General features: G+C 69.0%; 1 protein-coding gene. It reads left to right on the top strand.

What is annotated here, in order from left to right; all coding sequences use genetic code 11:
* Positions 1–79: 79 nt before the first annotated feature.
* Entirely contained in the window at positions 80–20,941 is a 20,862-nt protein-coding gene (locus tag A8G18_RS01825) for a non-ribosomal peptide synthetase (RefSeq protein WP_064062528.1), read from the top strand.
* Positions 20,942–20,972 lie beyond the last annotated feature (31 nt).

Raw genomic sequence — 20,972 nt, 5'->3', positions numbered from 1 at the left:
GCAGATAAACCGAGAAGGTTGTGCGCTGCGCAAGCTGCCGCCGATGGGGGTTGCGCGACGGTGAGAGAGAGGTTGGGGATTGGACTCGCTGGGTAGCGGCGGATCGGAAGCGGCGAACGCGCAGGGCATCGTGCCGCCCGGGGCCTTTCCGCTCTCGCCGGCACAGCTGGGCATGTGGTTCGCTCAGCACGTCGATCCGACGGTGCCCGCCAACATCGCTCAGTACGTCGAACTCGACGGGGACGTCGACCGCGACCTGCTGCGTGCCGCGAGTGTCCGCGCCGCCCACGAGATGGGATCGGGTTTCCTCCGGTTCATCGAGGTCGACGCCCAGCCCTACCAGCTCGTCGACCCCACTCTCGAAGAGTCCGTCGGGTACGAGGATCTTCGGGGCGAGCCCGATCCCCGCCAGGCCGCGCTCGACTGGATGCGCAACGATCGCAGCCGTCCCGTCGACGTCCTCCGCGACCGGCTGATCTCCGCGACGGTGCTGCGCATCGGTGACCGTCGTTACTTCTGGTACAACCGCGTTCATCATCTCGCGCTCGACGGTTTCGCCGCCGCGACGTTCATGACCCGCATCGCCGAGCTCTACACGGCCGCGGTCGACGGTGTCGAACCGCCCCCGAGTCTCGCGTCCGATCTGCGCAAGGTCTACGAGATCGAGATGGAGTACCGCGGGTCGAAGCGGTTCGCCGACGACCGCGAGTACTGGGCACGACAGATCGAGGGCATCGAGGAGGCCACGAGCCTCGCCGGCCGCACCGCGGCGCCCGCCCCGGTCAGCCGCATCGACAGCGCCGCGCTGTCCGACGACACCGAACGGCGCGTCGCCGAACTGGCCGAGCGGGAGAACACGAGCCTGGCCACCGCGGTCATCGCGGCGTTCGCGGCCTACGTCGCCCAGATGACCGGACAGACCGACGTCGTCCTGAGCCTGCCTGTCGCGGCGCGCACCACCGCGCTGCTGCGCCGCTCCGGCAGCATGGTCTCGAACGTCGTGCCGCTCCGCCTGAGCGTGACCGACGAGACCACCGTGCACGATCTGATCGTGGCGTCGGGAGCCGCCGTCTCGGGTGCCCTGCGGCACCAGCGCTACCGGCACGAGGACATCGTCCGCGACCGCGACGCGACCTCCGCGGGTGGAGCACAATCCACCTTCTTCGGTCCGTGGGTCAACATCATGCTGTTCGACAACGAGGTCCGCCTCGGCGACATGGTCGGGCGGATCAACATCCTGTCGACCGGTCTGATCGAGGACCTCGGCGTCAACATCTACACCAGCGGCGACAGCACCCATATCGACTTCGAGTCGAACCCGAACCTCTACGGACCCGACCGGTCCGCCGCCGATCACGGACGGTTCGTCGAGTTCTTCGACCGGTTCGTCGGCTCGGCTTCGGATCGGCCCGTCTGGGACATCCCGCTCGCCGGCCGCACCGAACTCGAACACGTCGTCCGCGACTGGAACCGCACCGATCACCCTGTGCAGCGCCGCGACCTGCTCGCGGAGTTCCACGAGCGGGTCGCCGTCGCTCCCGACGCGACCGCACTGGTCTTCGAGGGCGAGTCGCTCACCTACGCCGAGTTCGCGGCACGGGTGAACAGCCTCGCCCGCGCCCTGGTCGACCTCGGTGTCGGACCCGAATCGCTCGTCGGACTGTGTGTCCGCCGCTCGTTCGACCTCGTCGTCGGCATGTACGCGATCGTCGAGGCGGGTGGCGCCTGGGTGCCGATCGACCCCGACCACCCGGCCGATCGCACCGCCTACATCCTCGAGACCGCCCACCCCGCGGCGGTGCTCACCACGGCACGCGACGACGTGACGCTGCCCGAGGGCATCCCCACGATCGAGGTCGACACCTTCGACCACTCGCGGTTCGACGCGACGCCGCTCACCGACGCCGAACGGCGCGGCCCGATCCTGCCGGACACGACCGCCTACGTCATCTTCACCTCGGGCTCGACGGGACGGCCGAAGGGCGTGGCGGTGAGCCACGTCGCGATCGACAACCAGATCCAGTGGATGAACGACCAGTACGGCCTGACGTCCTCCGATGTGTACCTGCAGAAGACCGCGACGACCTTCGACGTGTCGCTGTGGGGTTTCTTCATGCCCCTGCGCGTCGGCGCGACCCTCGTGGTCGCGACGCCCGACGGGCACCGCGACCCGGTCTACGTGGCGGACAAGATCGCCGAGCACGGGGTCACGATCACCGACTTCGTGCCGTCGATGCTCACCGTCTTCGTCGCCAATGCGCCTGCCGGAACATGTGATTCGTTGCGGCACGTCTTCGTCATCGGTGAGGCGCTGCCGTCCGGGACCGCCGCGGACTTCGCGCGGATGTGCCCGGCCGGGCTCCACAACCTGTACGGCCCCACCGAAGCCGCGGTGTCCATCACCTACCATCGGGCCGCCCCCGGCGACGTGCACAGCGTCCCGATCGGCATTCCGCAGTGGAACAGCCGCGCGTACGTCCTCGACCGGCGGTTGCGCCCGGTGCCGGTGGGGCGTCCCGGCGAGCTGTACCTCGCCGGTATCCAGCTCGCGCGTGGTTATCTCGATCGTCCCGACCTGACCTCGGATCGTTTTCTCGCCGACCCGTTCGGCGGGCCGGGCGAGCGCATGTACCGCACCGGCGACCTGGTGCGGTGGGAGACCACGGACGACGGTGCGGGTCTGCTCGAGTACATCGGGCGCACCGACTTCCAGGTCAAGTTCCGCGGCCAGCGCATCGAGCTCGGCGAGATCGAAACGGTGCTCCTCACGCATCCCGCCGTCTCGCAGGCCGTCGTGCTCGTGGTGGCGACTCCCACCGGCGATCAGCTCGTCGGGTACGTCGTGGCCGCCCCCGGCCGCACGATCGACACCTCCGATCTCGCCGACCACGCCGGCCGTTCCCTGCCGTCGTACATGGTCCCGGCGTCGCTCATGGTGCTCGACGCACTGCCGCTCAACACGAGCGGCAAGCTCGACCGGAAGGCGCTGCCGGAGCCGGTCTTCAGCAGTACCCGCATCTTCCGTGAGCCGCGCACGCCTGCCGAACGTGCCGTCGCCGGAGCGTTCGGGGAGGTCCTCGGCATCGACCGTGTGGGTCTCGACGACGACTTCTTCGAACTCGGCGGCAACTCCCTCGTGGCCACCCAGGTGGTCTCCCGGATCGGGGCCGCGCTCGACACCCAGGTGCCCGTGCGTGTGCTGTTCGAGGCGTCCACCGTCGTGGGTCTCGCGACGCGGCTCGCCAAGCAGATCGGTACCGGCGCGCGATCGCCGCTCGTCGCCCGCCCCCGACCCGACGTACTCCCGTTGTCGACTGCGCAGCAACGGATCTGGTTCCTCAACCGCTTCGACGTCAGCACCGCCGCCTACAACCTTCCGTTCACGGTGCAGCTCACCGGCGCCGTCGATCCCGGTGCGGTGTCCGACGCCTTCGCCGACGTGGTGGCGCGACACGAGACGTTGCGGACCGTCTACCCCGAGAGGGACGGCGAACCGCAGCAGGTGATCCTTCCGGTCGAGCAGGTCGTCGTCCCGCTCGAGCCGATCGACGTCGACGAGCAGGATCTGCGCGACGCCGTCGTCGATCTCGCGAGTCGCGGTTTCGACGTCGTCCGCGACGTCCCCTTCCGGGTCGCGCTCTACCGGCTCGCCCCCGACCGCTACGTCCTGGCGATGGTGCTGCACCACATCGCCGCCGACGGCTCCTCGTTCGGCCCGTTCGCCCGCGACGTCGTCACGGCATACAGCGCCCGCGTCGAGGGGGACAAGCCGAACTGGACGCCGCTTCCCGTCCAGTACGCCGACTATGCGGTCTGGCAACGCGAGGCCCTCGGTGACGAAGCCGACCCGAATTCCGTTGCCGCGCAGCAACTCGACTACTGGGTGAACGAACTCGACGGTCTGCCCGACCAGCTCGATCTGCCCGCCGATCGGAGCCGGCCCGCCGTCTCGTCCTACAGTGGCGACAAGCACCGCTTCGAGATCGATGCCGAGACCCACCGCGGTCTCGTCGACCTCGCCCGTAAACAACAGGCATCGCTGTTCATGGTCGTCCACGCGGCCTACGCGGCGCTGCTGTCCCGGCTCAGCGGGTCCGACGACATCGCCATCGGTACCGCGGTCGCGGGTCGCGGGGAGAAGGACCTCGACGACCTGATCGGCATGTTCGTCAACACCCTCGTCCTGCGCACCCGGATCGATCCCGGCGTGTCGTTCGAGGAGTATCTCGGCAGTGTCCGGGAAACCGACCTGACAGCCTTCTCGAACGCCGACGTCCCCTTCGAGCGACTCGTCGAGGTACTCAATCCGCCCCGGTCCACCGCGCGCCATCCGCTGTTCCAGGCCGCGCTGTCCCTCGAACCCGGAACCGCACGCGACATCTCGTTCGCGGGGGTGCACGCCGTCGGTGCCGAACTCGACGTGCCGATCTCGAAGTTCGACATCCAGCTCTGGGTCACCGAGAAGGCCGGCGACGACGGCGAACCCGCCGGTCTCGACGCGCTGTTCGAATATGCCACCGATCTGTTCGATGCCGAGACGGTCGCCGTCTTCGCCGAACGCTTCGCCCGGATCCTCGCCGGGATCGTCGCCGACCCGTCGACCTGCGTGGGCGACCTCGCGATCCTCTCGCCCGGAGAGGCCGATCGCCTCCTCACCGCGAAGGGGCCCGAGCCGGCCGAAGCCCGCACCCTCGTGGAGTTGCTGACCACCGGCGCCGTCGACCATCCCGATCGTGTCGCCGTCCGCGACCGCGACACCGTCCTGACCTACCGCGAACTCGACACCTGGTCGAACCGCATCGCCCGGAACCTCGTCGCGCGCGGTGCTCGTCCCGACGGCATCGTCGCCCTCGCCTTCCCGCGGTCGTGGGAGATGGTCCTCGCCGTGTGGTCGGTCGCCAAGACCGGCGCCGGCTACACACCCGTCGACCCGGAATACCCGGCCGAACGTGTCACCCACATGCTCGACGACTCGTCGGCCGTCTTCGGTCTGACGACCGGGGAATATGCCACCGGTCTGCCTTCGGGCACCGAGTGGATCCGGCTCGACGACCCCGAGTTCGTCGCGTCCTGCGCGTCCTACCCGGACGGTCCGCTCACCGACGCCGATCGCGCGGCGCCGCTGCGGCTCGACCACACCGCGTACGTCATCTACACCTCCGGCTCCACGGGCAAGCCCAAGGGCGTCGCGGTCACCCATCGCGGTCTCGCCGGCCTCGTCTGCGAGAGCGTCGAACTGTACGGCGTGACAGAGGAATCGAAACTCCTGCACGTCTGCTCTCCGAGCTTCGATCCGTCGGTCCTCGACTGGACGCTGGCCGGGTCCACCGGCGCCGAACTCGTCGTGACACCGCCGACGATCTACGGCGGCGCCGAACTGCGCGCGCTCATCGAACGCACCGGGGTCACCCACGCGGTCATCACCCCGGCGGTACTCGGTTCCGTCGACCCGAGCGGGCTCGACACCCTGCGTCTCGTGAACGTCGGTGGTGACGTGTCCACCGCCGACCTCGTGTCCCGCTGGGCGCCCGGCCGCCGGTTCTACAATGCCTACGGTCCGACGGAGACCACGATCGTCTCGACGCGAGGCCTCCTCGAGCCGTCCGGACCGATCACCATCGGCCGTCCCGTCGCCGGGGTGCACGCCCTGGTCCTCGACAGCCGGCTCCGTCCCGTCCCCGCCGGTGTCGCGGGAGAGCTGTATCTCGCAGGCGACGTGCTCGCCCGGGGTTATCACCGCCGTCCGTCGCTCACCGCCGACCGGTTCGTGGCGAACCCGTTCGGTTCGGCCGGAACGCGTATGTACCGGACCGGCGACGTCGTTCGCTGGGACGAGCAGGGACGCATCGAGTTCGCGGGTCGCTCCGACTTCCAGGTCAAGGTCCGCGGTTACCGCATCGAACTCGGTGAGATCGACGCGGCGCTGCTGACCCACCCCCTCGTCGACTTCGCGACCACCGTCGGGCACGAGATGCCGTCGGGCCAGACGGCGCTCGTCGCGTACGTGCACGGAGATCAGCAGATCGATCCTGCCGTGCTGGCCGATCACGTCGGCCGGTCGCTGCCCTCGTACATGGTGCCCTCGCAGATCATCGTGCTCGACGAGGTGCCGCTCAACCCCGTCGGCAAGCTCGATCGCCGTGCCCTGCCCGAACCCGAGCTCGGCATCAGCTACCGCGAGTTCCGCGCCCCGACGACTCCCATCGAGGAGACGGTCGCGAACGTCTTCGCCGAAGTTCTCGGCGTACAGGGAGTCGGTCTCGACGACGACTTCTTCGAACTCGGCGGCAACTCGCTGCTCGCCACGCAGGTGGTCTCCCGGCTCGGTGTCGCGCTCGACGCACAGGTGCCGGTACGGGCGCTGTTCGAATCCAGCTCGGTGGCGGCGCTGGCGGTGCGCGTCGAGCAGGAGGCGGGTCGTGGCGCGCGCGTCGCGCTGACGAAACTGCCGCGGCCCGCACGGGTTCCGCTGTCGCTGGCGCAGCAGCGGATGTGGTTCCTCAACCGTTTCGATCCGCGCTCGGCCACCTACAATCTCCCGATGGCGCTGCGTCTGACCGGCGAACTGGACGTCGCGGCACTACAGGTGTCGATCATGGACGTCATCGACCGGCACGAGTCGCTGCGCACCGTCTTCCCCGACTCGCCGGACGGACCGCATCAGGTCGTCCGTGCCGCAGCGGAGGTCGTGCCCGACCTGACCCCCACCCGGATCACCCCCGGGGAGCTGCCCGCGGCGGTGCGTCGCCTGGTCTTCACCGGACTGGACGTGACGTCGGACGTGCCCATCCGCGCAGAGCTGTTCGAACTCGGCGACGAGGAACACGTGCTCGCGCTCGTCGTGCACCACATCTCGGCGGACGGCTGGTCCACCGGTCCGATGGCGCGCGACATCATGGTCGCCTACACGGCGCGCACCGATTGGGAGGAGCCGTCGTGGGCGCCGCTCCCGGTGCAGTACGCCGACTACACGCTGTGGCAGCGGCAGGTACTCGGATCCGAGGACGATCCGCAGTCGCTGATCTCCCGTCAGCTCGACTACTGGCGTCGCACCCTCGCCGGCGTCCCCGATCAGCTCGATCTGCCCGCCGACCGCCCGCGGCCGGCCATGCAGTCCTATTCCGGTGCCACCGTGGACTTCTCGATCGACCCGGAGCTGCACCGCGAGCTCGTGGCGCTGGCGCGCACCCGCAACGCGTCGCTGTTCATGGTGGTGCACGCCGCCCTGAGCGTGCTGCTCGCGCGGATGTCCGGCCAGGACGACATCGCGATCGGCACACCCGTCGCCGGTCGCGGTGAGCAGGCGCTCGACGACCTCATCGGCATGTTCGTCAACACCCTCGTGCTGCGCACGGAGGTCGATTCGGGTACGCCGTTCACCTCGCATCTGGCGCGGGCACGCGACGCGGCGCTCGGTGCCTTCGGCCACGCCGATGTGCCCTTCGAACGACTCGTCGAGGTGCTCAACCCGGCCCGGTCCACCGCCCGGCATCCCCTCTTCCAGGTCATGCTCTCGTTCGAGAACCTGCGGGCCGCGCACGTCGAACTGCGCGGACTCACCCTCGACGTGCTCGACATCGACACGGCGGTCGCCAAGTTCGACCTGCAGCTGACCCTCACCGAGGACTTCGCGGAGGACGGCACGCCCGACGGTCTCGGAGCGGCGTTCACCTACGCGACCGATCTCTTCGATCGTGCGACGGTGCGTGGCTTCGCCGATCGCTTCGTCCGCGTCCTCGAGGCCGTGGTGCGCGAGCCGGAGGTCGCCGTCGGGGATATCGACCTGCTCGGCGGCGACGAGCGTCACGCGGTCCTCGAGTTGTGGAACGACACCGCGCACGCACTGGAACCGGCCACTCTCGTCGATCTGTTCGACACCCGGGTGGCGACGGATCCGGACGCCGTGGCCGTGGCCTTCGAGGGCGAACAACTCACCTACGCGGAATTCGCTGCGCGCGCGAACCGACTTGCCCGCCACCTGATCTCGCAGGGGGTCGGCCCGGAGTCGACCGTCGGACTCGCGGTGCGCCGCTCCCTCGACCTCCTCGTCGGCATGTATGCGATCGTCGAGGCCGGCGGTGCCTACCTTCCGCTCGATCCCGATCAGCCCGCCGAACGCAACGCGTACATCCTCGCGACGGCGGCGCCCGTGGCGGTGCTGACCACCACCCGCGACGCGTTCGAGGCGAACGCTGCGGTGCCCACGATCGAGATCGACACGCTCGACCTGTCGGGCCTGCCGTCCGGCCCGGTCGCCGACGCCGAGCGCACCGCCGCGCTCACCCCCGCGAACACCGCGTACGTCATCTTCACGTCCGGCTCGACGGGACGGCCCAAGGGCGTGGCGGTTCCGCACGGTGCGATCGTCAACCGCCTGCTGTGGATGCAGGACGAGTACGGACTCACCCACGACGACGTGGTGCTGCAGAAGACGCCGTTCACCTTCGACGTGTCGGTGTGGGAGTTCTTCTGGCCCCTGCAGATCGGTGCACGGCTCGAGATCGCGCTGCCCGAGGGGCATCGGGATCCGGCCTATCTCGCGCGGGTGATGGCGGAACGCGGCGTCACGGTCGCGCACTTCGTGCCGTCCATGCTCGCGGTCTTCGTCGCCGAGAACGCCGCCGCGTCGGCGTCGTCGCTGCGGATGGTCTTCGCGTCGGGCGAGGCGCTGCCCGCATCGGTCGCCGCACGTCTGCGGACGATCCTGCCGGGCGCTCGCCTGCACAACCTGTACGGCCCGACCGAAGCGGCCGTCGATGTGACCTACCACGAGGTCACCGCGGCCGACACCGTGTCGGTGCCCATCGGTGTCCCGGTCTGGAACACCGGTGTCCACGTCCTCGACGGCCGGTTGCACCCGGTGCCGGTCGGTGTCGCGGGTGAGCTCTACCTGTCGGGTGTCCAGCTGGCACGGGGCTACGTGGCGCGGCCGGACCTGACTGCGGAGCGCTTCGTCGCCTCGCCGTTCGAGGCGGGGGAGAGGCTCTATCGCACGGGCGATCTCGTGCGATGGGCCGCCCGGGAGGTCTCCGACGCAGGCGCAGCACGTGCCGAACTCGAATACATCGGCCGGACCGACTTCCAGATCAAGCTGCGCGGTCTGCGCATCGAACTCGGCGAGATCGAGACGGCCCTGCTCGCGCTCGACGACGTCGACCGGGCAGTCGTGCTGGTGCGCTCGGACGCCCACTCCGGTGAGCATCTCGTCGCCTACCTCGTCGCCGCCGACGGGCGGTCGCTCGACACCGCCTCCGTCTCGCGCCGTCTCACCGGCTCGCTGCCGGCCTACATGGTGCCGGCGGTCTACGTCGTGCTCGACGAGTTCCCGCTCGGATCGTCGGGCAAGCTCGATCGCAAGGCCCTGCCGGCTCCGGTCTTCGAGGTCAAGGAGTTCCGCGCACCGACGACCCCGGTCGAACAGATCGTCGCGTCGGTCTTCGCCGATGTCCTCGGACTCGACCGCGTCGGTCTCGACGACGACTTCTTCGCGCTCGGTGGCAACTCGCTGATCGCGACGCAGGCCGTCTCCCGCATCGGCGAAGCCCTCGGCGTCCGGACGGCGCTGCGTGCGATCTTCGAGTCGTCCACCGTCGAAGGTCTCGCCGCGGCCGTGGAGGCAGCGTCGTCCGGCATCGACCGGATCCCGCTCGTCGCCGGTCCGCGACCCGCACGGGTGCCGCTGTCGCTCGCCCAGCAGCGCATGTGGTTCCTCAACCGCTTCGACCCCGAATCGGCGGTGAACAACATCCCCGTCGCCGTGCATCTGTCGGGCAAGCTGGACGTCGAGGCCCTCGAAGCCGCGCTCCACGACGTGATCTCGCGTCACGAGTCGCTACGCACCGTCTACCCCGACATCGACGGCTACGGATACCAGAAGGTGCTCGCCCCGGCCGATGTCACGATCCGACTCGAAGCGCGGTCGATCGACCCGGAGAATCTTCCTGCCGAACTCCGACAGCTCGCCGCGACCCCGTTCGACCTTGCTCGCGACGTCCCTCTGATCGTCCGGCTCTTCGAGTCGGCTCCGGACGAGCACGTGCTCGTAGCCGTGCTGCACCACATCGCGGCGGACGGGTTCTCGATGGGACCCCTCACGCGCGACATCATGATCGCCTACGCCGCTCGGTCCACCGGGGAGGCGCCCGGCTGGGAACCGCTCGACATCCAGTACGCCGACTACACCCTCTGGCAGCGCGATGTCCTCGGCTCCGAGGAAGACCCGGAATCCCTGGTAGCGCAGCAGATCGATTACTGGATCGAAACGCTGGAGGATCTGCCGGACAGCCTGGACCTCCCGGTCGACCGCCCTCGGCCCGCAGTCGCCTCCTACCGTGGAGCGACGTCGCGATTCACCATCGGCGCAGAGCTGCGGGCCGCGATCGGACGCCTCGCGAAGGAACATCGGACGACGGACTTCATGGTCGTGCACGCGGTGCTCGCAGCGCTCCTCGCACGCATGAGCGCGTCGGACGACATCGCGATCGGCACCCCGGTCGCCGGCCGCGGTGAACGTGTCCTCGACGAGCTCGTCGGCATGTTCGTCAACACGCTCGTGCTGCGTACACAGGTCGACGTCTCGGCTCCGTTCGAGGAACTTCTCGGCCACGTACGCGACGTGGACCTGGGGGCGTTCGCACACGCGGATGTTCCGTTCGAGAGGCTCGTCGACGTCCTGGCTCCCGTGCGCACCCAGGCGCACAATCCGCTGTTCCAGGTGATGCTCGCCTTCCAGAACATCGGCCCGGTCTCGTTCGAGCTGCCGGAACTGTCGGTTTCGAATCTGGCGTTCGACAGCGACCTGTCGAAGTTCGATCTCGCCGTCACCGTCCTCGACGAGGACAGCGCCGGGACGGACGGTGGTTACGTCGTCGAATTGTCCTATGCCACGGACCTGTTCGACGCGGACACCGTTTCCGATTTCGGTGCGCGATTCGTCCGGATGCTCGAAGGGGTCGTCGCCGATGCGTCGACTGCAGTCGGTGATCTCGAGATCCTCTCGGACGGAGAGGCACAGCACTTGCTCTCCGTCCGTGGACGGGCGGTCGCGCGGACGGCGACGCTCGTGGAACTGCTCACCTCCGCGGTAGCCGACCATCCCGATCGCATTGCCGTCCGGGCGGGCGACACCGTCCTGACCTACCGGGACCTCGACGAACGGTCCAACCGGATCGCGCGGTATCTGATCGGACGCGGTGCCGGTCCCGACGAACTCGTCGCCCTCGCCTTCCCTCGTTCGTGGGAAATGGTGCTGGGGGTGTGGTCGGTCGCGAAGACGGGTGCGGCCTATGTGCCGATCGACCCGGAATACCCGATCGAACGCGTCGCCCACATGCTCGACGACTCGGGAGCCCTGCTCGGGCTGACCGCGACGGCGCACGCGGCGAAGCTGCCCTCCCGGACCGAATGGGTTCGGTTCGACGACGATGCGTTCGTCGCCGACTGCTCCGCCCGGTCGGCGGCCCCGATCACGGATGCCGACCGCACGGCGTCGCTGCGAGTCGACCATCTCGCGTACGTCATCTACACCTCGGGTTCGACGGGTCGCCCGAAGGGCGTCGGGGTCACCCACCGCGGCCTGGCCGGCCTGGTCCGGGAAACCGTCGAACTGTACGGGGTGACCGCCCGGTCCCGGATCCTGCACATCTGTTCGCCGAGTTTCGATCCCTCCGTGCTGGATTGGACGATGGCGGGTTCGACGGGCGCCGAACTCGTCATCACGCCGCCGTCGATCTACGGTGGTGCCGAACTGCGGGCACTCATCGCGCAGACGAAGGTCACGCACGCCGTGATCACCCCGGCGGTGCTCGGTTCGGTGGATCCCGGCGACCTGGACTCGCTGCACACCGTCAACGTCGGTGGCGACGCGTCCACTCCGGACCTCGTAGCGCGCTGGGCTCCCGGCCGGCGATTCTTCAACGCCTACGGACCGACCGAGACCACGATCGTTTCGACTCGCGAACAGCTCGAAGCCGACGGGCCGATCACGATCGGCGCACCCACCGCGGGTGTGCACGCGCTCGTTCTCGACGGCCGGATGCGACCGGTTCCCACAGGGGTACCCGGCGAGCTCTATCTGGCGGGTGACGTACTCGCCCGGGGATACCATCGACGTCCCGGTCTCACCGCAGGGCGGTTCGTCGCGGCCCTGTTCGGTGTGCCGGGCGCTCGGATGTACCGCACCGGCGACATCGTGCGCTGGGACGCCGAGCGTCGTCTGGTGTTCGTGGGCCGCTCGGACTTCCAGGTCAAGATCCGCGGATACCGGATCGAACTCGGTGAGATCGACGCCGTGCTCCTGACACACCCGCTCGTCGTGTTCGCCAGCACCGTCGGCCACGAGATGCCCTCGGGGCAAACGGCTCTCGTCGCATACGTGCAGGGCGGTGCGGGGCTCGTCCCTGCCGAACTCTCCGAGCACGTCGCACGCTCGCTGCCCTCGTACATGGTCCCCTCGCAGATCATCGTGCTCGACGAGGTGCCGTTGACGCCCGTGGGCAAACTCGACCGCAGCGCGCTACCCGAACCGGAGTTCGGCCTCCGTTACCGCGAATTCCGTGCACCCACCACCCCGGTCGAAGAATCCGTCGCGCGAGTGTTCGCCGACGTGCTGGGCGTACAGGATGTCGGGCTCGACGACGACTTCTTCGAACTCGGAGGGAACTCGCTCCTCGCGACCCAGGTCGTCTCCCGTCTCGGTGCGATCCTGGACACGCAAGTGCCGGTGCGCGCACTCTTCGATGCCGGCACCGTTGCCGCACTCGCGGTGCGCGTCGAACGGGAGGCCGGCCGAGGTGAACGCGTCCCGCTCGCCAGGACGACGCGCCCCGAACGTATTCCGTTGTCGCCGGCGCAGCAGCGCATGTGGTTTCTCAACCGGTTCGATCCCGAATCCGGTGCGAACAACATCCCGGTAGGGGTGCGTTTGACCGGGGACCTCGACGTGAAGGCACTGCGCACCGCGCTACGCGACGTCGTCGAACGACACGAGTCGCTGCGCACCGTCTATCCCGACGTCGACGGCACAGGACACCAGTCGATCCTGCCGCCCTACACAGTGGAGTTGCCGGTCGAGCGTGTCGACGAGAGCGCCCTGTTCGATCGGGCCGAACAGCTCACCTCGGAGGGCTTCGACGTCACGCGCGACGTGCCGTTGCGGGTCGTGCTGTTCACTCTCGGTGCCCGCGAACATGTGCTGTTCCTCGTGGTGCACCACATCGCAGCCGACGGTTTCTCCCTGCGACCGCTCGCGCGCGACATCATGCTCGCGTACGCCAACCGCTCGCGTGGGGAAGCTCCCGCGTGGGCGCCGCTGGAAGTGCAGTACGCCGACTATGCCCTCTGGCAGCGCGAGGTCCTCGGTTCGGACAGTGATCCGGACTCGGTTTTCTCCCGGCAGACGAAGTACTGGACCGATCGGCTGGCGGACCTGCCCGACCAGCTCGATCTGCCGTCCGATCGTGCTCGCCCGGAGGTGGCGTCCAACGCCGGCCGGACGAGCCGGTTCCGGATCGAGCCACAGCTGCACGCTTCGTTGGAAGAGCTGGCCAGGCAACGGAACACGACGCTGTTCATGGTCGTGCATGCGGCACTCGCAGTGCTGCTGGCCCGGGTGTCCGGCTCGGAGGACATCGCCATCGGCACCCCGATCGCCGGTCGCGGCGAGCGTGCACTGGACGACCTCGTGGGCATGTTCGTCAACACGCTCGTGCTCCGAGTCGACGTGCGGAACGATCGTCCCTTCCACGACCTGCTCGGGCAGGTGCGGGAGACCGATCTCGACGCCTTCGCGCACGCCGACGTCCCCTTCGAGCGGCTCGTCGAGATCCTCGATCCTCAGCGGTCACAGGCCCGTCACCCGCTGTTCCAGGTGGCGCTCACGTTCCAGAACACCGGTGAGGTCGAGTTCGCTCTCGACGGCGTCACCGCCCGGGCCCTCCACTACGACGCGGATACCGCCAAGTTCGACCTGCAGTTCACGTTTGCGGAGAGGAAGGGTGAGGACGATGCGGACGCGGGTATGGAGTTCGCCGTCACCTACGCGACGGACCTGTTCGACGACCTGAGGGTCGCGGCGTTCGCGGAGCAGTTGCTCCGGATTCTCCGTGCGGTCGTGGAGGACCCTTCGGCCGTGGTCGGGGATATCGAGATCCTCGACGATTTCGAGCGGGAACTGGTCGTCTCGCGCTGGAACTCGCTGGGCGACGACGTCGCGCCGGCCGGGGCGACGCTCGTGGACATGTTCGAGGCACGCGTCGCCGAGCGCGGCGACGCGGTCGCGGTGCGGTTCGGAAACGAGCAGTTGTCCTACCGCGAACTCGGTGCGCGGGTGCACCGCCTGGCACGTCATCTCATCGACGTCGGGGCAGGCCCCGAGGATCTCGTCGCGGTCGCGATGCCGCGCTCGCTCGATCTGATCGTCGCGCTGCTCGCAGTGCTCGAAGCCGGTGCCGGATACCTGCCGATCGATCCGAACTCGCCGGCCGACCGGATCGAGTTCCTGGTCTCGGACGCGACGCCGGTGGCGGTGGTGACCACCTCGGATGCCGAGGTGCCGTTCCCGGACTCGGTGCCGATCGTCGAGATCGACCGTCTGGATCTGTCGGACGTCGACGACGCACCGATCCTCGACGCGGAGCGCCGTGCCCCGCTGACATCGACGAACCTGGCGTACGTGATCTACACGTCGGGATCGACCGGGCGCCCGAAGGGTGTGCTGATCCCGCATCGCACTGTGGTGCGGCTGATGGTCAACACCGAATCGGTGTACGGCTTCGACTCGTCGGACGTGTGGACGATGTTCCACAGCTACGCCTTCGACTTCTCGGTATGGGAGCTGTGGGGGCCGTTGCTCTACGGCGGAACCCTCGTGGTCGTCGACTACTTCACGTCGCGTTCGCCGGAAGCCTTCCGCGAGTTGCTGATCCGCGAACGCGTCACCGTGCTCAACCAGACGCCGTCGGCCTTCTACCAGCTGGTCGAGGCCGACCGGGTCGCGGTCGACGAGGCGCAGTTGTCGCTGCGGTACGTGATCTTCGGTGGTGAGGCGCTCGAGCCGCGCCGTCTCGCCGGGTGGTTCGAGCGCCATGGAGAGGCGGGACGAGCGCAGCAACGGGGGATCGGCACAGCCCCGCGCCTGGTGAACATGTACGGCATCACGGAGACGACCGTGCATGTGTCGTACCGGGAGATCGGTGCCGATCTGGCGCAGGGTGCGTCCGCGAGCGTGGTCGGTGTCCCGATCGCAGGTCTGCGGGTGTACGTGCTGGATCGTCGCCTGAAGCCGGTACCGGTGGGTGTGGCCGGCGAGATGTACGTCGGCGGTGGCCAGTTGGCGCGTGGTTACCTGCGTCGCCCCGAGCTGTCTGCGGCACGTTTCGTCGCCGATCCGTTCTCGTCCGACGGTGCGCTGCTGTACCGGACGGGCGATGTCGCCCGCTGGGTCGTCTCGGGCGATCTCGAATATCTCGGCCGCGCCGACGACCAGGTGAAGATCCGCGGTTTCCGCATCGAACTCGGTGAGGTCGAGGCTGCGGTGCTCGCGCAGGACGACGTCGCGCACGCCGCGGTGATCGTGCGTGAGGACACCCCGGGAGCGGTCCGGATCGTCGCCTATGTGGTTGCGCACGACGGCGTGTCGATCGACACCGAAGCGCTGCGCAGCAGTGTCGCCGTGGTCCTGCCGGAGTACATGGTGCCCTCGGCGTTCGTGGTGATCGAGGCGATACCGCTGACGGTCAACGGCAAGCTCGACCGCCGGGCGCTGCCCGAGCCGGTGTTCGAGACACGTGGTTTCCGCGCGCCGGGCACTCCGCTCGAGGAGATCGTGGCGGGCGTGTTCGCCGACGTGCTCGGTGTCGACCGTATCGGCGCCGACGACGACTTCTTCGCGCTCGGTGGCAACTCTCTGATCGCGACGCAGGTCGTTTCCCGGCTCGGTGCCGCGCTCGACGCACAGGTGCCGGTGCGGGCGTTGTTCGAGGCGTCCACCGTCGCGGAACTCGCCACGCGGCTCGAACACGAATCCGGCCGCGGTGGGCGAGTGCCGCTGGCGGCCCGGACCCGGCCGGAGTCGATCCCGCTGTCTCCCGCACAGCAGCGGATGTGGTTCCTCAACCGGTTCGATCCCGAGTCGACGGCCTACAACATCCCGTTCGCGTTGCGGATGAAGGGCGTACTGGACGTCGACGCGTTGCGTGCCGCGGTCGCCGACCTCGTCGCACGGCACGAGTCGCTGCGCACCGTCTATCCCGAGACGGACTCCGGCCCGATCCAGCGCATCCTGCCGGCCTCTCGGGTCCGCCCCGGGCTCGAACCGGTCGACGTCGCCGTCGCCGATCTCGAGGCACGCATGCGGGAGATCGCTGCGGCAGGCTTCGACGTCACCGTCGATGTGCCGGTGCGGATGCATCTGCTCCGTGTGGCCGACGACGATCACGTCCTCGTCACCGTGGTCCACCACATCAGCGCCGACGGTTCGTCGATGGTGCCGCTGGTCCGCGACGTCATGACGGCCTACGCCGCCCGCTCCGCCGAGACCGAACCGGCGTGGGCGCCGCTCGAGGTGCAGTACGCCGACTTCGCCCTGTGGCAGCGGGAGGTTCTCGGTTCCGAGAACGATCCGGATTCGACCGCCGCCGAGCAGCTCGGTTACTGGCGCACCGCGCTCGCCGACCTGCCCGACCAGCTCGACCTGCCGCTCGACCGTCCGCGCCCCGCGCAGCAGAGCTTCCGCGGCGACCGCGTGGAGTTCACCATCGGCGCGGATCTGCACCGCGAGCTGCGCGATCTGGCACGCAACCGGAACGCGACCGTGTTCATGGCCGTGCACGCCGCCTTCGCGGCACTGCTCGCGCGCCTGTCCGGCTCGACGGACATCGCGGTGGGCACCCCCATCGCGGGTCGCACCGAGCAGGCCACCGAGGACATCATCGGCATGTTCGTCAACACGCTGGTGCTCCGGCTGCAGGTGGACGGCGATGCGTCCTTCGACGAACTGCTCTCGGCGGCACGGGAAACCGATCTGCAGGCCTTCGCACACGCGGACGTGCCGTTCGAGCGTCTCGTCGAGATCCTGAATCCGGCCCGGTCGACGGCCCGGCATCCGCTGTTCCAGGTCGGCTTCTCGTTCCAGAACCAGAGCCGATCCGAACTCGCCCTGCCCGGCCTCGACATCGAACCGGTCGACCTCGAGGGCGGCACCGCCCAGTTCGACATGCACCTGATCGTCGCCGACCGTTACGGCGACGACGGCGCGCCGCAGGGCATCGACGCGATCCTCACGTACGCGACGGATCTGTTCGACCGCGAGACGGCGGAGACCGTCGCGGCCCGTTTCGAGCAGTTGCTCGCAGCGCTCGTCGAGATGCCGTCGCTGCCCGTGGGCGACCACGCCGTGCTGCTGCCGGAGGAACGCGGCACCGTGCTGGGGGAGTGGAACGACACTGCTCACGGGACCGACACGCGAGCGACTCTCGTCGACCTGTTCGACGAGCAGGTCGCCGCGCACCGCGATGCCGTCGCGCTCGTGTACGAGGGCCGGCGGTGGACCTACGGCGAGTTCGATTCGGCGGTCAACCGTCTCGCCCGGCATCTGCTGGGTCTCGGTGTGGGACCGGAGGATCGGGTCGCGTTGGCGATTCGCCGTTCGCCCGAGCTGCTCGTGGGCATGTACGCGATCGCGAAGACCGGTGCGGCCTACGTGCCGGTCGACCCGGACCAGCCCGCCGAGCGCAACACCTACATCCTCGACACGGCCGCACCCGTCGCGATCGTCACGACGAGCGGCGACCGTGTGGAGCACGGCACCGCGCCGGTCGTCGAACTCGACCGCCTCGACCTCGTCGGGGTCGCGGACGGACCGATCGTCGACACCGACCGGTCCGCTCCACTGCGGCCGGGCAACACGGCGTACGTGATCTTCACGTCGGGTTCGACCGGCCGCCCCAAGGGTGTCGCGGTCTCGCACGCCGCGATCGTCAACCAGTTGCTGTGGAAGCGTGAGCATTTCGGTCTCGGATCCGACGACGCGGTGCTGCTCAAGACCGTCGCGACGTTCGACCTGTCGGTGTGGGAGTTCTGGTCGGCGCTCACCAGCGGTGCTCGCCTGGTGATCGCCACGGCCGACGGACACCGCGATCCCGACCACCTGCTCGCACTGCTGCGCGACGAGCAGGTGACCACGCTGCACACCGTTCCGTCCATGCTGTCGATGCTGATGACGGTCGCGGCCGGCCCGGTGGCGCCGTCGCTGCGACGGATCCTCGCGATCGGTGAGGCCCTGCCCGCGGCGGTGGCCCAGCAGTTCCGTGCCGACAACACGGCGAGGTTGTACAACCTCTACGGACCGACCGAGGCCGCGGTCTCGGTCACCGTCCACGAGGTCGACGACGCCGACCGGATCGTCGTCCCGATCGGTGTGCCCGAGTGGAACACCGCCGTCTACGTCCTCGACGACCGGCTGCGGCCGGTACCTCCGGGCGTCGCCGGCGAGCTGTACCTTGCGGGTGCCCAGCTCGCGCGGGGCTACCACGACCGTCCCGACCTCACCGCCGACCGGTTCGTCGCCGACCCGTCCGGGAGCGGACGCATGTATCGCACCGGCGACATCGTCCGGTGGAACCGTGCCGGTCGCCTCGAATATCTCGATCGGGCCGACTTCCAGGTCAAGGTGCGCGGTTACCGCATCGAACTCGGCGAGGTCGAGACCGTCCTGCGCGAGCTGCCGGACGTGAAGGACGTCGCCGTCCTGGTGCGCAGCACCGCTCACCTCGGCGACCGTCTCGTCGCGTACGTCGTGCCGGCCGCAGAGGCGTTCGACGCCGATGCGACACGGACGGCGCTGGCGGAGCGGCTGCCGTCGTACATGGTGCCGTCGGCCTTCGTCGAACTCGACGTGTTGCCGCTGAACACCAACGGCAAGCTCGACCGGCGTGCCCTGCCCGATCCCGAACTCGACGCGGGGGAGTTCCGCGCCCCGACCGATCCCGTCGAGGAGATCGTGGCTGCGACCGTCGCCGAACTGCTCGGTGTCGAACGGGCCGGTCTCGACGACGACTTCTTCGAACTCGGCGGCAACTCGCTGCTCGCGACGCAGCTTGCCGCCCGGCTCGGTGCCGCACTCGACACCCGCGTGCCGGTCCGGACCGTCTTCGAGTCGTCGACGGTGGTCGCGCTCGCCGCCCGTATCCGGCCGTCGGTGGGCGAGGGTGCCCGTCCGGCACTCACGACCGTCCCGCGTCCCGAGCGGGTGCCGCTGTCGCTCGCGCAGCAGCGCATGTGGACCCTGAACCGGGTCGATCCCGAATCGGGTGTCTACAACATCCCCGTCGCCGTGCGCCTGACCGGTGCGCTCGACGTGGACGCCCTGCGTGCAGCGGTCGCCGATCTGTTCGCACGACATGAGGTGCTGCGCACCGTCTACCCGGACAAGGGTGACGGTCCGGTGCAGATCGTGCTGCCGGTCGCGCAGGCCGTGCCCGAACTCGCCCCGGTGGACGTGACCGCCGACGAGCTCGTCGACCGTCTCACCGAGATCCTCGGCAGCGGATTCGACGTGACGGCATCGGTCCCGCCGGTGCGGGTCGCGCTGTTGCGGCTCGCCGCGGACGAACACGTCCTCGCGGTCGTCGCGCACCACATCAGCGCCGACGGGTATTCGATGCGTCCGCTCGTGCGCGACGTGATGACCGCCTATCTCGCGCACGTCGCGGGGGAAACCCCGGGATGGGAACCGCTCGGGGTCCAGTACGCCGACTACACGCTGTGGCAGCAGAGCGTTCTCGGTTCCGAGGACGATCCGGAGAGCGAGCTGTCGCGCCAGCTCGACTACTGGGCCGGCGAACTCTCCGGTGTGCCGGAGGTACTCGCCCTGCCCACGGATCGCCCGCGACCCGCCCGCCAGTCCACGGTGGGGGAGTCGTTCACCTTCACGATCGGTGAGGAACTCGCGCAGCGGATCGAGAAGACCGCCCGTGAACACAACGCGACGGTCTTCATGGCGATGCACGCCACCTTCGCGGTGCTGCTCGCCCGCCTGTCCGGCAGCGAGGACATCGCGGTGGGAACACCGACCGCCGGTCGTGGTGAGGAGGCGCTCGACGACCTCGTCGGCATGTTCGTCAACACCCTCGTGCTCCGTACCCGGGTGGCCGGTTCGGCGACCTTCGCGGAGCTGCTCGCGCAGGCCAAGGAGAAGGACCTCGCGGCGTTCGGCAACGCCGACGTGCCGTTCGAGCGGGTCGTCGAACGGCTCGGTGTGCGCCGCAACAGCGCGTACACCCCGCTGTTCCAGGCGATGCTCACCTTCCAGAACATCGACACGGGCACCTTCACCCTGCCGGGACTCGAGGTGACCGCGCTCGAGACGGGCGCCGATCAGGCGAAGTTCGACCTGCAGTGCACGGTGGTCGAACGGTTCTCCGAGTCGGGAGCGCTGACCGCGCTCGATGTGACCTTCACCTACGCCACGGCACTGTTCGACGCCGCGACGGTCGAGACCTTCGGCGATCGCTTCGTCCGGATCCTCGAGACCGTCAGCGCCGACCCGCAGGTCGTTCTCCGTTCGATCGACATCCGCACGGATGCGGAGCGGGCGCGGGCGGCCCGGCCGAAGAAGGCGCGTACCGTCGCAGATCTGCCGGCACTCGTGGCCGCGGCGGCCGCCGCGGCCCCGGGCACGGTCGCCTTCCGGCACGGCGAGCGCGAGGTCACACTCGGCGAGTTCGCCCAGCGTCTGGACACCATGGCCACCACGACGGGGGGCGCGCTCACCGCCGAGGCGCTCGTGTCGGTGGTCCTGAACGGCCTCGTACCGGGGATGCTGCCCGAACTCGGCGCCGGCGGTCTCGCACAGCTGGTGCGCGACGTGATCGCCGTCGCGGAAGGCGTCGACGCCGGCCCGGCAGACGGCGTGGACGCCGCCCCGGCGGGCGACGCGGATTAGTCCTGTGTCGGACACTTCGGGATAATGGAAG

The sequence above is a fragment of the Rhodococcus gordoniae genome (assembly GCF_001646655.1).
Taxonomy (GTDB): Bacteria; Actinomycetota; Actinomycetes; order Mycobacteriales; family Mycobacteriaceae; genus Rhodococcus; species Rhodococcus gordoniae.
This window is presented reverse-complemented; position numbering and strand designations above follow the sequence as displayed.